The sequence below is a fragment of the Achromobacter sp. LC458 genome, from assembly GCF_001005835.2.
Taxonomy (GTDB): Bacteria; Pseudomonadota; Gammaproteobacteria; order Burkholderiales; family Burkholderiaceae_B; genus Achromobacter; species Achromobacter spanius_B.
On sequence record NZ_LBHW02000002.1, the window covers coordinates 234,127 to 248,258 of the forward strand.

Sequence of the window (14,132 nt, forward strand, 5' to 3'; positions counted from 1 at the left end):
GGCACCCGCCGTCGCCAGCGAGCGCCCCAAGGCCGGAAAATTCAGGAATGGCGGCGGAACGACGCCAGGAAAACGCCCGCCAGGATGAACAGCGACCCGAAGGTGCGGTTCATCCAGCGGATGTGCTTGGCGTCGCGCAGCAAGCGCAACACGCGGGCCGCCAGCAGCGTGTACACGCCCATGGCGACCAAGTCGGTAAACGCCAGCGTGCCGGCCAGCGCCATGTACTGCGGCGTCAACGCCATCGCCGGGTCCACGAACTGCGGCACAACGGCCAGCAGGAACACGGTGCCCTTCGGATTCATGGTGTTGATCAGAAAGCCACGCATGACCAGGTCGCGGATCGACGCCTGCTTCGGGTCGCCCGCGTCCACCGCCACGGGTGCGGCGTCAGTACGAATCTGGCGCACGCCCAGGTAGATCAGGTAGGCCACGCCCAGGTACTTGACCACATTGAAGGCCATTTCGGACGTGGCCAGCACGGCGCCCAAGCCCACGGCCACCACGACGAACTGGAACAGGATGCCCATGATGAGGCCGGCCGTGTTCCAGTAGCCGCGTGCAAAGCCGTATTTCAATCCAGAGGACATCGCGGAAATCGCGCCCGCCCCGGGTGAGAACGAAATGGCCCAGGAGGCCAGGAAGAACGTCAACCAGGTGGATAAGGGCATGATGGCGCGGGTCCTAGGATCGCAGTATGGGGGTGCCGGGATATTACTCGCTTGGCTTTACTTGCCCAGCAACGCCGCGCGCGGACGGCCCGAACCGCCGTTGCCCGCCGGGCGCTGCGCGCCTTCGGGACGGCGCGGGGCCTGCTGCGGACGGCCATCGCCACGACCGGCGTGAGCCGGGCGGTCGGCGGGCTTGGCGTCGCGTTGGCCACCATTGCCACGGCCTTCGCCGCCGGCGCGAGCCGGTGCGGGGGCACGGCCGCCGGTAGCGGCGCGCGCCGGGCCTTGGGCCGGACGCGAACGGCCGGCGCCAGCGTTGCCGCCACGGCCGGCGTTACCGCCATTGCCACCACGACCGCCATTGCGATTGCCACCGCGCGGGCTGCGCGCGTCTTCATCGCGTTCCTGGCGTTCGAAGGCGGCGGCGCTGGTGGGCGACGGGGTCCAGCCTTCAACGGGCTTGCGCTCGATCGTCTTCTTGATCAGGCGCTCGATGTCCTTCAGCAGCTTGATTTCGCTGTTGTCGACCAGCGAGACGGCAGCACCCGTGGCGCCCGCGCGGCCCGTGCGGCCGATACGGTGCACGTAGTCTTCCGGCACGTTCGGCAGTTCAAAGTTCACCACTTGCGGCAGTTGGTCGATGTCCAGGCCACGGGCGGCGATGTCGGTCGCCACCAGCACCGTCACGGTGCTGTCCTTGAAGCCGGCCAGCGCGCGGGTGCGAGCCGATTGGCTCTTGTTGCCGTGAATGGCGGCGGCGGTCAGGCCGTCCTTGACCAGCTTTTCAGCCAGGCGGTTGGCGCCGTGCTTGGTGCGCGTGAACACCAGCACCTGGTGCCAGCCGCTTTCACGGATGATGTGGCTGATCAGGTCGCGCTTGTGATGCTGTTCCACCATGTGCACCGTCTGGGTGACCAGTTCGGTGGCGGTGTTGCGCGGGGTGACGGACACTTCGCCCGGGTTGTTCAGGACGCCGCGCGCCAGCGTGCGGATTTCGTCCGAGAACGTGGCCGAGAACAGCAGGTTCTGGCGTTGCTTGGGCAGCAGGGCAAGAATCTTGCGGATGTCGCGGATGAAGCCCATGTCCAGCATGCGGTCGGCTTCGTCCAGCACCAGGATTTCAACGCCCGACAGGTCAACCGTCTTCTGGCCGCAGTGGTCCAGCAGGCGCCCCGGCGTTGCCACCAGGATGTCCAGCGGCTTGCGCAGCGCGGAAATCTGGGGGTTGATGTTGACGCCGCCGAACATCACCATGGACGTCAACGAGGTGTACTTGCCGTACGTCTGCACCGATTCGGCCACCTGCGCGGTCAGTTCGCGCGTGGGGGTCAGGATCAGGCAACGGGGGCGGCCGGGCTTGCGCACTTCGGGCTTTTGCTGCATCAGCAGATGCAGGATCGGCAGCGTGAAGCCGGCGGTCTTGCCGGTACCCGTCTGCGCGGCGGCGAGCAGGTCGCCGCCTTTCAAAACTTGGGGAATCGCCTGGGCTTGAATAGGCGTGGGTGCGGTGTAGCCGGTATCGGCAATGGCGCGCAACAGGGAATCAGCCAGCCCGAGGTCGGCGAAAGGGGAAGAGGTAGTCAAAACAACTCCAGCGGCAGCCCGTCGCTCAAGTTGAGAGACTCCAATCCAGGCGGACGAATAAGGAGAAAAGGGAAGCGCCCTGATGGGCGAAGCTTGGCAGCGAAGGGCCATAGCGGACGTGTGCAGATTGGCAAAGCACACTCGGCGATTGTAGCTGATGTGGCGGTGCAGCAGCGGACTGGATTCAGCCGTGCTGTATCGCCAAGTAACAACTTGCAGCGCTTATGAACCAAATACGTGTTTTCCCTAGTGCGCTCTCCCTATAATCGCTGCGCATCTATCCATTTGAAGAATAAAGGGTCGCTATGAAGAAATCGGCAATCGTGGGCCTCGTGGTCGTTCTGGGCGCGGCGTGGACCGGCACCGCCTGGTACACGGGCCAAAAGGCCGAGGCTTTCGTCAACCAGTCCATTGGCGAGGCCAATGTTGAACTGAAGAAGTTCAGCGATCAGTGGGGCATCGCCTCGTCCGTGGAGCTGGTTTCGTTCGAGCGCGGTGTGTTTTCGTCCACCGCCCGCTACCGCGTGAAGTTCACCACGCCGGCCGAACAAGGCAAGCCCGCGCAAGATCGCGACGTGCTGTTTGTGGAACACCTGTCGCACGGCCCCCTGCCGCTGTCGAACCTGAAGTCCGGCTCTTTCGCGCCGGCCATGGTCGCCAGCGACTTCGTGCTGGAAGAAACCCCGACCGTCAAGGAATGGTTCGCCGCCACCAAGGGCGCAACGCCGCTGTCGGGTCACTACAGCGTCAGCTACGCCAAGAACATCACCGGCAAGTTCAACCTGGCCCCCGCCGACGTCACCAAGGGCGACACCAGCCTGTCGTTCTCGGGCATGACCGGCAACGTTGACTACACGACGTCTAACAAGCACGGCATCTTCGACCTGAAGACCGACAAGCTGGTGCTGTCCGGCCAGAGCGAAAACAGCGACATCGTCAGCATGGCCCTGCAAGGCATTTCGCTGACCAGCGACATGACGCCGGCGTCCAATGACATGTACGTGGGCAGCCAGAAGCTGACGCTCAAGGACTGGACCATCACGTCCAAGGAAAAGCCGCCGGTTCAGTTCAAGGACACCTCGATCGCCGTCGACATGACCGAAAACGGCCCCGCCATGGGCGCCAAGATGGCCCTGGACTTCGGCATGATCAACGTGCAAGCCAAGGACGTTGCCGGCCTGAAGCTGGCGCTGGATGTGCAGAAGCTGGACTCCAAGGCGTTCAAGGCGCTGAACGACGTCTACGAAGCCGCCTCGCGCCGCATGATGCAAAGCAACGGCCAGGAACAACTGCCGCAGTTCACCGCTGAAGAGCAGCAGGTCATCAAGACCAACGTGGCGCAGATCCTGGCAGGCAACCCCACGCTGGCCGTGTCGCCGCTGGAAGTGCGCACCGCCAATGGCACGTCCACGTTCAACCTGAACCTGGACTTTGCCAAGCCGGCCTCGATGGACGGCGAAGTGGCCGACACGCTGACCGAAGCCGTGAAGAAGCTGGATGCCAAGCTGGTGCTGTCCAAGGGCAACCTGAGCGACTTGATGGCCGTTGAACCGCAAATGCGTGGCGTGCCGGCCGAACAAGCCGTGCAAACCGCCAAGGGCCAGGCCGAAATGGTTGGCACCATGGCTGCCGCGATGGGCGTTGCCAAGGTCGAAAACAACAACATCGTTACCTACGTGAACTACGCCGACGGCCAAGTCGACTTCAACGGCAAGAAGATGCCGGTTGAACAGTTCCTGATGATGGTGATGAGCGGCGCGATGGGTGGCGCGCGCTAAGGCGCACACCACGAAGCACGCGACCCCGGTCGTTGCCAAAGTAAAAAGCCGCCGCGCTGTTGGGCGCGGCGGCTTTTTTTCGTCGTATCCCTGCCAGGGTCAGAACGGCAACGCACCCGCCGCCAGCTCGCCGTTGCGCAGCACCGCCACGTGGAAGCGCTTGTCGGCCGCTTTCAGGATGTCTTCGGTCGGGTCACCTTGCACCAGCAGCAGGTCGGCCACCTTGCCCTCGGCGACGACGCCGTGCTGGGTCAAGCCCATCAGGTCGTGGCCGCGCGACGTGCCGGCGATCAGCGCGTCGACAGGCGTCATGCCGAATTCGACCATGTACGCCAGCTCCATGGCGTTTTCGCCGTGCAGGTTGAATGGCGTACCCGCGTCCGTGCCCATCGCAATGCGGCCGCCGGCCTTGTAGTACATCTGGAACGATTCCCGATGGCGTTGTTCCACCGCCCGCGCCTTCTCCACCGCGTACGCCGGGATGCCGTTGTCGGCGTTGGCGATGATGTTGCGCACCGCGGCGATGGTGGGTACCAGATAGGTTTCGGCTTCCAGCATTTCGCGCAGGCAATCATCGTCCATGAAGATGCCGTGTTCGATTGAATCGATGCCCGCGCGCACGGCGTTCAGAATGCCCTGGGTGCCTTGCGCATGGCTGGCCGTGCTTTTGCGAAAGCGCTTGGCTTCGTGCACGCCCGCCTTCAGTTCATCGAAGCTGTAGTGCGCGTCCATCGGGCTGACGCCGGGCGTCATGACGCCGCCGGTGGCCATGATCTTCACCAGGTCGCAGCCTGCGTGGACTTGCTCGCGCACCGCCTTGACGACGTCATCGACGCCATCCGCAACGCGGCCGATGCGGTTGCCGTGTCCGCCCGTCATGCAGATGATGCGGCCGGACGCCTTGATGGTGGGGCCGGGAAACACGCCGCGTGCAATCGCGTCGCGCACGCCAAATTCCAGGTAGTCCTTGCCGCCGCAGTCGCGCAACGCGGTCACGCCACCGCGCAGGCTGGCCTGGGCATTTTCCAGCGCGGTCAATGTGATCTGCGCGGGGCCCTGCTTGCTGAGCAAGGCGTTGGGGTCGGCGCCGCCGGTGTAGACCAGGTGCACATGGCAGTCGGCCAGGCTGGGCATCAGCGTCATGCCGGTGGTGTTGACCTGTAGCCCCGCATAGCCTTCAAACGCGCCGGCCGGCGCCACGCGCGCCACCTGCTTGTCTTCAACCAGCACACCGTGATCGCGCAATACCTTGCCCTCGCCATCGAATACCAGGCCGCCGATAAAGAGAGTCTGTCGTGTCGCCGTCATGTCTTGCTCCGGTTGCGCTTCGCTGTCAGCCTTCGACCACATCCAGCCCCTCGCGGGACATGGTTTGCAGGCGCGGCATCAGGCCAAGCAGGTGCTGGCTGTAGGGGTGTTGCGGCTGCTGGAACAGCGTTTCGGTTTCCGCCACTTCCAGCAATTCGCCATAGCGCATCACGCCGACGCGGTCGCACATCTGGCGAATCACCGGCAGGTCGTGGCTGATGAACAGCATGGTCAGGCCCAGTTCTTCTTGCAGGTCTTTCAGCAGATTCAAGATTTGCGCCTGAATCGATACGTCCAGCGCGGACGTGGGTTCGTCGCAGATCAAAAAACGCGGGCGCGTGGCCAGCGCGCGGGCGATGCAGATGCGCTGGCGTTGGCCGCCCGAGAACTCGTGGGGAAAGCGCTCGGCGGCGCGATCGCCCAGCCCCACGACGTCCAGCAGATCCGCCACGATGCGGCGCGCTTCGGCCTCTGATGCCGCCAGCTTATGAAAGCGGATGGGCTCGGCAATGATGTCCAGCACGCGCATGCGCGGGTTCAGCGACGAAAACGGATCCTGGAAAATCATCTGGATCTGGCGCCGGAACGGGTTGAGTTGTTTCTCGCCCTTTAGCGCCGTCAGGTCGGTGCCGCCAAACGTGACCGAGCCTTCCGACGGCGTGTACAAGCCCGAGATCAACCTGGCGACCGTGGACTTGCCGGAGCCCGATTCGCCCACCAGCCCGAAGACCTCGCCTTCGCCAATGGAAAAGTTCACGCGCTTGACGGCGTCCAGCGTGCGTTGGTTGCGCTTGAGCAGCGCGCTCTTGAGCACGAAGCGCATGGACAGGTCACGCACCTGCACCAAGGGGCCATCCGTTTGCGCGCCAAAGTCGCGCCGTTGCCCCAGCCAATGCGTGGCCAGGTCCAGCGGTTGCGACGGCGTCTTGACGTCTTCGATGTAGGTGACCAGCGGAAAGCGCTTGAGCTTGATGTCCGGGCGCGGCACGGCCGATATCAGGCTGCGCGTGTAGGGATGGTCGGGGTCGCCCAGGATCTTGGCGGTGGGCCCTTGTTCGACCAGCTTGCCGTGATACAGCACCGCCACCCGATCCGTCACGTCCGCAATCACGCCCATGTCGTGCGTGATGATGATCATGCCGACCTGCTCTTCCCGGCACAGCTTCTTCAACAGCTCAAGAATCTGCGCCTGGATGGACACGTCCAGCGCGGTGGTGGGTTCGTCGGCGATGATGACTTCGGGTTCGCAGCACAAGGCCAGCGCAATCACCACGCGCTGGCGCATGCCGCCCGAGAACTGATGCGGGTATTGCTTGACGCGCAGTTCCGGCTGGTCGATGCCGACTTGCACCAGCAGTTGCACCGCACGTTTCCTGGCTTCGGCGTGCGTCAGGTTCAGGTGCACCTGCATGGTTTCCACCAGCTGGCTTTCCACCGTTTGCAGCGGGTCCAGCGACGTCAGCGGGTCTTGAAAAATCATGCCGATGCGGCGGCCGCGCACCTTGCGCTTTTGCGCGGGCGTCAGCGTGTCGATGCGTTCACCGTTCAGCAGCACCGAGCCGCCGGCCAAGCGACCGGGCGCTTCCAGCAGGCCGATCACCGCGTTGCCGATGGTGGACTTGCCCGCGCCGGACTCTCCCACCACGCCCAGGATCTCGCCTTTTTCCAGCGATAGCGATACGCCGTCCACCGCCACCAGCGTGCCACGGCGGCTGGGGAATTCGATGCGGATGTCTTCAATGTTCAACAGGGCCATGACGTCCTCAGCGCAGCTTGGGGTTGAGCGCGTCGCGCAGCCAGTCGCCCAGCAGGTTGACCGATAGCACCAGCGCCACCAGCGCAATGCCCGGAAAAATCGAGATCCACCACATGCCCGAGAATAGATAGCTGTTGCCGATACGAATCAACGTGCCCAGCGACGGCGCCGTCGGCGGCACGCCTACGCCCAGGAACGACAGCGTGGCTTCCGTGATGATGGCAATCGCCAAATGGATGGTGGCAATGACCAGCACGGGGCCCATGACGTTGGGCAGGATGTGGCGGCGCAGGATGGTGATCGGGCCGATGCCGATCAGCCGTGCCGCCTGCACATATTCCTTGTTGCGTTCGACCAGCGTGGAGCCGCGCACGGTGCGCGCGTACTGCACCCAGCCCGAGATCCCGATGGCGAAGATCAGCACGTACAGCGCCAGTTGATCGTGCATGTCGCGCGGCAAGACGCCACGCGCCACGCCGTCGATCAGCAGCGCCACCAGGATGGCGGGAAACGACAACTGCACGTCAGCGATGCGCATGATGAAGCTGTCGATGCGGCCGCCGGCGTAACCGCTGATAAGACCCAGCGTTACGCCCAGCACCATCGAGAACAGCACCGATGCAAACCCCACCAGCAGCGACACGCGCGAGCCATACAACACGGCAGAAAGAATGTCGCGGCCCTGATCGTCGGTGCCCAGCAGGAAGTCCGGGCTACCGCCCTCTTCCCAGGCGGGCGGCGTGTTGGCGTCCATGATGGACAGCGACGCCAGGTCGAAGGGGTTGTGGGGCGCGATGATGGGCGCGAACAGCGCGCCCAGCAAGATGGCCAGCGTCACGATGGCGGCGATGATGGCGCCGGGCGAACGCTTGAAGCTGTGCCAGATATCGCTGTCGGCCGCGCGGGCAAACAGGGGAGCGATGCGAGCAATCATGTTGATTCCTTTACTTGCTCTGCACGCGCAGACGCGGGTCCACGGCGAAATACAGCAGGTCGACGACCAGGTTGATGACCACGAACATGAAGGCGATCAGCACCAGATAGGCCGCCATCACCGGAATGTCCACCATGCTGATGGCCTGGATGAACAACAGCCCCATGCCGGGCCACTGGAATACGGTTTCGGTGATGATGGCGAACGCGATGATGGAGCCCAGTTGCAGGCCGGTGATCGTGATGACCGGCACCATCGTGTTCTTCAAGGCGTGGCGAAAGTTGATCAGTCGTTCAGGCAGGCCGCGCGCCCGCGCGAACTTGATGAAATCGGCGCGCAGCACTTCCAGCATTTCCGCGCGCACCAGCCGCATGATCAGCGTCATCTGAAACAGCGCCAGCGTGATGGCCGGCATGATCAGCGCCAGCCATCCGGACTTGGTTAGAAAGCCGGTGGTCCACCACCCCAGGCTGACCACGTCGCCGCGCCCGAAGCTGGGCAGCCATCGCAGCTGCACGCCAAAGACAAGAATGAGCAGGATGCCGATCAGGAAGGTGGGCAACGAGATGCCGGCCAGCGACAACGCCATGAACGCCTTGGACAGCACGCCGTGGCGGCGCAGCGCGGTGTAGATGCCCATCGGAATACCCAACGCCAGCGCCATCACGGCAGACACGAACGACAGTTCCAGCGTAGCGGGCATGCGCTCTTCAAGCAGCTCGCTGACGGGGCGGCGTTGCCGGTACGAAATGCCGAAGTCGCCATGCGCGGCGTTGCCCACAAAGCGGGCGAACTGCACGACGAAGGGGTCGTCCAGGCCCAGCTGTTCGCGCAACTGCGCGCGTTGTTCAGGGGTGGTGTCCTGGCCGACCATGCTGGCGATCGGGTCGCCCACATAGCGGAACATGGAGAACGCGATCAGCGCCACCGTCAACATCACCAGCACCGACTGGATAAGCCGTTGCGCAATAAAGGAAAGCATTATCGGGTGCCCTCGTTTGCAGATAACGCCGGGCCGCGTTTCCGTTGACAGCCGGAACCGGGGCTGGGCCGGGCGCGCCCGGATGGCTTGCGCCATCCGGGGCTGAACTAGTCAGACAAGTGCTGAACAGACGTGTTGTTCAGGCGGTCAGGGCAACACCACGTCACGCAGGTCAAGCACGTCGTCGGCGCGCTGGATGACCTTGATGTTGTCCTTCACGCCCCAGGACATCGGCTGCTGGTGCAAGGGCAGATAGCCGTAGTCCTTGCGCACGATCTCGAAGGCTTCCTTGATCATGGCGTTGCGCTTGGTCTGATCGGTTTCGACGCCGATCTTGTTGGTCAGCTCGTCCACCTTCTTGTTGCAGTAGCCGCCCAGGTTGAACTGGCCGGCCGCCGTCTTCGCATCGCGGCACGCCGCCAGGTTCAGCAGCGCGTTGTGCGCGTCGGTGGAACTGGGTGTCCAACCCAGCATGTACATGCTGGTCTGGTTGCCCGCTTGCAGCAGGATCTTGCCGAAGTACTTGGACTTGGTCTGCGCCAGCAGATTGATCTTGATGCCCACGCGCGCCAACATGCCGGCCACTGCCTGGCAGACCTTTTCGTCGTTGACGTAACGGTCGTTCGGGCAGTCCATGGTGACGGTGAAGCCCTTCGGATAGCCCGCTTCGGCCAACAGCTTCTTGGCGCGTTCGGGGTCGGGCTTGTACGGTGCGCCGTAGGAATCCGCGTAGCCGTTGATGGCGGTGGCCACCAGCGAACCCAGCGGTTTGGCCGCGCCGCGCATGATCTTGTCGTTGATGGCCTTGGTGTCCACGGCCAGCACAACGGCTTCGCGCACCCTGGCGTCCTTGAACGGGTTCTTGCCCTTGACGTCCGAGAACAGCAGTTCGTCGCGGTCCTGGTCCATGCCGATGAAGATGGCGCGCGCTTCGGGCGCCGTGAGCGGCTTGACGCCCTTGGCGTCTTCCAGGCGCTTCCAGTCTTGCACGGGCACGGGCTGCACCAGGTCCATTTCGCCCGAGATCAGCGCGGCCACGCGGGTGGCTTCCTGGGTGATCGGCTGGAAGATGACTTCGTCGACATTGGTCTTGATGTCTTTGTTCCAGTAGCCGTCATAACGCTTGAGCACCGTCTTCACATCGGGCTGGCGCGACACCAGCATGAAGGGGCCGGTGCCATTGGCGTTCAGGTTGGCATAGTTGCCCTGGTTGTCGCCCTTGACGTTGGTGGCCTCGGTGGTCTTGTTCTTTTCCGCCCACGTCTTGCTCATGATGTACAGGAACACCCATTCGCGCGGCAGGATGGGGTTGGGCGTGGGGGTGGTGACCTCGACGGTGTAGTCGTCAACCTTCTTGATGTCGGAGGCCTTGGCGCCGTAGCCCTTCATGTCCGAGCCGGGCGTCAGGCTGCGCTTCCACGAGAAGATCACGTCGTCGGCGGTGAACGGCGAGCCGTCGTGAAACTTCACCCCTTTGCGCAGCTTGAAGACCCATTTGGTGGGCTCGGGGTTTTCCCAGCTTTCGGCCAGCAGCGGCGTCAGCTTCAGGTTGCCGTCATAGCCGGCCAGCGTTTCGTAGATGTTGCCTTGGAAGCCCAGCGTGAACGTCTCGTTCAGCGCCATCGGGTCCATCGAGGTGGCGTCGCCCTGGTACGCCCAGTGAAAGGTCTTGGCGGTCGCGCCGGCGCTGAACGCCAACGACGCGGCAATGGCGGTCGCCAGCGCAGCTTGCTTCAAGTGAGGAAAAGTACGCATAGCCCTCATGCTCCGTGTGGTGCGCGGATTGCGCGACAGAAGTGACAGGGCCCCAGCCCCAACGGGTTCCGGGGCATGGCGTTGCTGCTTACGACGAAAGGCGGTGCGGGGTGGCGCGGCACGCGGGGTGTGCCGCGCGCAGGCCGTGAAAGGCGATGCCGGGAATCACTGCAGAGGACTTCGACTTCACGATAGATCCAACCCCTTGTGATTGTCATGGCGGGGGCGAGCCCGCGCCGATGCAGATCGAATCTTATAGACGCATTCGTTTAAGCGTCAATCGGTTTGGATTGGGGTTAGTCCGCGCTTGCCGTCCGCCTGGAATGGTGCATTTTCGCGGCTAAAAAGGGGGCATTGCGCGCTGCGCAATGACGGGCTATTCGATGGCCGGGCCGGGCGATGCGGCAGATGCGGCAAGCGTTCGAGCCAGCTCATGGACAGTGCGTTTGCGCCGGTCGCTGTCTTCGTAGTGTTTACCCAGTGCCGACCATTCCGGGCGGCTGCGCGCTTCTTTCAGGGCCTCCGGCAAGGGGCCTTTGCGCCAGGCGTCATCATCCGGAAGGGCTAGTTTCAATGGTTCTCGTGCGGCGTGTCCGCGACGCTCCAACGCATCGATCAACTGGCGCTGGCGCAGCGCCAGCAAGCGCAGTACGGCGTCGTCAACGCTGATCTCGCGCCAACCGCGCAGCTTGCCGGCCACGCGCTTGCCCAGCTTTTCAACGCCTTGCCACAAGCCGCCCGCCGCCGCGCCGATCAGCATGCCGGTGCCCAGGCTCAGGCCCGCGCTAAGCAGGTCGACGGCCGCGCCCGCCATGGCGCCGGCCGCGGCGCCCATGCCCACCTGCACGCCCATGTCCTTGAGCGCCTGCGGGTGGAACAGGTCCATGCCCCAACGCTCGCCTTGCAAGGGCAGTGCATCGTCGGTGAAGTCGGCCGCGCGAAAGTTGTAGAGCGCCAGCAGCGCGTTCACGCAGGTTTGTTCGCGTTGGCGCACGTGGTCGCGCAACTGCGCCGAGGCGGCGGCTAACGCGGTGTCGTCGCTGGGGCTGGCCAGGCGCAGCGCCGCCACGTCGATCAGCAGATCGGCCAGCAGTTCGTAGGCGGCGGCGTGACGTTCGCGGCGTTGCGCGGACAGGCTGTCGGACAGGCGCGCCAGTGCACCGGCATGGCGGTCCAGCAGCACGCCCAGCTTGGCGTACAGCTGCTGCTCGCCGTCCAGCGGCGGGGCTACCGTGTCGAACTCCACCACCGCGTGCAGGCCCAGCCGCGCCATGGCGCCGCGCCATTCGTTGGCGCGATGCGCGGGGGCGTTCACAAAATTAAGCACGGGTAGCAGGGGCCGCCCGCAGGCCGCAAGAATGGAGAGTTCGTCGCGATGCTTGCCCAGCACGGGGTCGCGCGCGTCGATCACGTACAACGCCGCGTCGCACTCCAGCATCTTCGTCAGCACGCGCGCTTCCTGCTCGAAGCGGCCGTGCGCCTCGGGCGTATCCAGAAAGCGCCGGATGCGCGCCGGGCCGTCCAGCCGTTCGGCTGGTTGGTCCAGGCGTTCCAGGTATTCCAGCAGCGCGATGCTGTCTTCCATGCCGGGGGTGTCGAACCATTCCAGCACGGCGCGGCCGTCCAGCCGCAGCCGCGCGCCTTCTACGTGGCGGGTTGTGCCGGGGCTGTCGGCCACTTCGCCAAAAGTCGTGTCGCGCGTCAGGGTGCGCAGCAGCGATGTCTTGCCGGTGTTGGTGTGGCCGACCAGCGCGATCTTGATGATGTCGTCAGCCATGGTCGGCCTGTAGCCACGTCAGCGGCGCGTTGGGCGTTTGCAGGATGGCGTCGGCAGGCAGGCCCAACGCCAGCAGGCGTTCGCGCCACAGCGCGGCGCGGGTGTTGTGATTGCTGCTGTTGCTGCTGCTGCTGCTGCTGCTGCTGCCGCTGTTGCGGCTGGCGTCGCTGCGGCCGTTCCCGCCGCCGTCGGTATCGTGTTCGCCATCACCGCCCTCTTGAACACCGCCTGCACGCGAAGCAATGAGCCAGACGGCCGTATGACCTGCGTGGGCGGACAGTTCGGCGATCAGCGACAAGGTGCCGCGATCCGGCGTTTGACGCGCATCGCAGGCGATCAGCAAACGCGAAGCGGCCGCTTGCGCCAGCGCGTCCAGCACGCGGTTGCGCTCTTCGCGCGTTTCCAGGTTGCCCGCCATCTGCACGGTGTCGGGCAGGTTGGCGGGCGGCCAGGCCAGGTCGCCCGGCAGCTCCAGCCCCAACAGCACGGGCTGCCCCGCCAGGCCGGACAGCGGCGCGGATTGCACGCGCGGCTGGTGCAGCGCATCCACCGGACGGTCGATGCCGGTGGACTGCGCGGCGGGCTCCAGGCGGTCTCGCAACGGCGAAAAGCCTGCCAGCAAGGGGTCGATGCGCAAGCGGCGCAGCGCACGCAGCGTGGCGGCCACGCAAAGCGCGGCGGCAAGCAGCCGGGGCAGGATGCCGTAAACCACCACGACGCCGATCAGCCACAACGACCATTGCACCTGCGCGTCGGCGGACAGCGTCTGGCTGCCGTCGCTGGCGCGGATGACCGCCGCGTCCGGCATCGCAAAGCCCAGGTGCGCCGGCAACCAGCCGATGGCTTGCGTCAGCCAGACGAAGGTGTCGGGCGCCAGCAGCGTGGTGGCCCAGACAAAGCGGTAACTGGCGGTGGACAGCACCACCAGCAAGGCGGCCAGCGCGGCGCATAGCGCGGTCAACCACAGCAGATGGCTGACCGCGCCGAATAGCCAGCGCAAGGCGCCCGCGCGCGCCAGCAGATTCAGAAAGGCCTGCGGCACCAGCGCGCTGTCGGGGCCGCGCGCCAGCTTGCGGGTGGCCCACAGCCATAGCCGCCCCAGCCCGGTGGCGGCGGTGGGCTTGAGCAGAAAACTGCCCAGCCACAGCAGAAAGGTCAGCGCATGCAAGCCCAGCAATGCGCCCAGCGCCCACAGCACGTTGACCGGGCGCGAGCCGTCGCCCAGCGCGCCCAGCGCCACGGCGATGCCCGACATCAGGGCCAGCACGAACAACGCCGCCAGGATGGCCTGTGCGCTGCGGCGCCAGCCATCTACCAGCGGGCCAAGATTCTCGCGCTGTGCAAGCAGGTCGGCGCGGGCCAGGATGCGCGAAGGCAGATCGGTGTCCAGCTGCCGCACGCGGCGCACGGCATCGGCGTCGTCCAGCGGACCCCAATGGGTTTCGCGCAGGCGGATGAGTTCGGCCAGCCAGTGCGCGCGCAACGGGCGGGGGCTGGCCGAGCCGGTCGGCAGGTCAAAAGCGCGAGAGGTCGAAGGCGGCATCGCGTTGGTAGGCAGCGCGGACGGGCCGCAGCGTAAGGCCGCAA

Annotated in this window: 10 protein-coding genes; 1 reads left to right on the plus strand and 9 read right to left on the minus strand. The window is 64.9% G+C overall.

Annotation, left to right across the window (positions count from 1 at the left end; all coding sequences use genetic code 11):
• Positions 1–41: 41 nt before the first annotated feature.
• On the minus strand, positions 42–671 hold the full coding sequence (locus YH64_RS03290; protein WP_046803925.1) for a LysE family translocator: 630 nt from the start codon (positions 669–671) through the stop codon (positions 42–44).
• A 57-nt stretch (positions 672–728) separates the two neighbouring features.
• Positions 729–2,255 (minus strand): DEAD/DEAH box helicase, encoded by a 1,527-nt coding sequence (locus YH64_RS03295; RefSeq protein WP_046803924.1) that lies wholly within the window; start codon positions 2,253–2,255, stop codon positions 729–731.
• Between the two features lie 305 nt (positions 2,256–2,560).
• On the opposite strand from YH64_RS03295, the gene YH64_RS03300 reads away from it, so the two are divergent.
• Entirely contained in the window at positions 2,561–4,033 is a 1,473-nt protein-coding gene (locus tag YH64_RS03300) for a YdgA family protein (RefSeq protein ID WP_046803923.1), read from the plus strand.
• A 99-nt stretch (positions 4,034–4,132) separates the two neighbouring features.
• On the opposite strand, the gene YH64_RS03305 is transcribed toward YH64_RS03300, so the two are convergent.
• From YH64_RS03305 to YH64_RS03335, 7 genes are all read right to left on the minus strand, one after another.
• Positions 4,133–5,341: an amidohydrolase family protein gene (locus tag YH64_RS03305; protein ID WP_046804043.1), complete on the minus strand. Its 1,209-nt coding sequence runs from the start codon at positions 5,339–5,341 to the stop codon at positions 4,133–4,135.
• A 25-nt stretch (positions 5,342–5,366) separates the two neighbouring features.
• The gene (locus YH64_RS03310; RefSeq protein ID WP_046803922.1) at positions 5,367–7,097 is read right to left on the minus strand and encodes an ABC transporter ATP-binding protein; all 1,731 of its coding nucleotides are present in this window, start codon (positions 7,095–7,097) and stop codon (positions 5,367–5,369) included.
• Between the two features lie 7 nt (positions 7,098–7,104).
• Positions 7,105–8,031 carry an ABC transporter permease gene (locus YH64_RS03315; protein ID WP_046803921.1) on the minus strand — a complete coding sequence of 309 codons (927 nt, stop codon included), beginning with the start codon at positions 8,029–8,031 and terminating at the stop codon, positions 7,105–7,107.
• A 10-nt stretch (positions 8,032–8,041) separates the two neighbouring features.
• On the minus strand, positions 8,042–9,013 hold the full coding sequence (locus YH64_RS03320) for an ABC transporter permease (protein WP_046803920.1): 972 nt from the start codon (positions 9,011–9,013) through the stop codon (positions 8,042–8,044).
• A gap of 147 nt (positions 9,014–9,160) precedes the next feature.
• Entirely contained in the window at positions 9,161–10,768 is a 1,608-nt protein-coding gene (locus tag YH64_RS03325; protein ID WP_046803919.1) for an ABC transporter substrate-binding protein, read from the minus strand.
• A gap of 376 nt (positions 10,769–11,144) precedes the next feature.
• Positions 11,145–12,545 (minus strand): GTPase/DUF3482 domain-containing protein, encoded by a 1,401-nt coding sequence (locus YH64_RS03330; RefSeq protein ID WP_046803918.1) that lies wholly within the window; start codon positions 12,543–12,545, stop codon positions 11,145–11,147.
• Positions 12,538–14,088, minus strand: coding sequence for a DUF2868 domain-containing protein (locus YH64_RS03335; protein WP_046803917.1), 1,551 nt, complete (start codon positions 14,086–14,088; stop codon positions 12,538–12,540). Before YH64_RS03335 ends, YH64_RS03330 begins: the two co-directional genes overlap by 8 nt.
• Between the last annotated feature and the right edge of the window lie 44 nt (positions 14,089–14,132).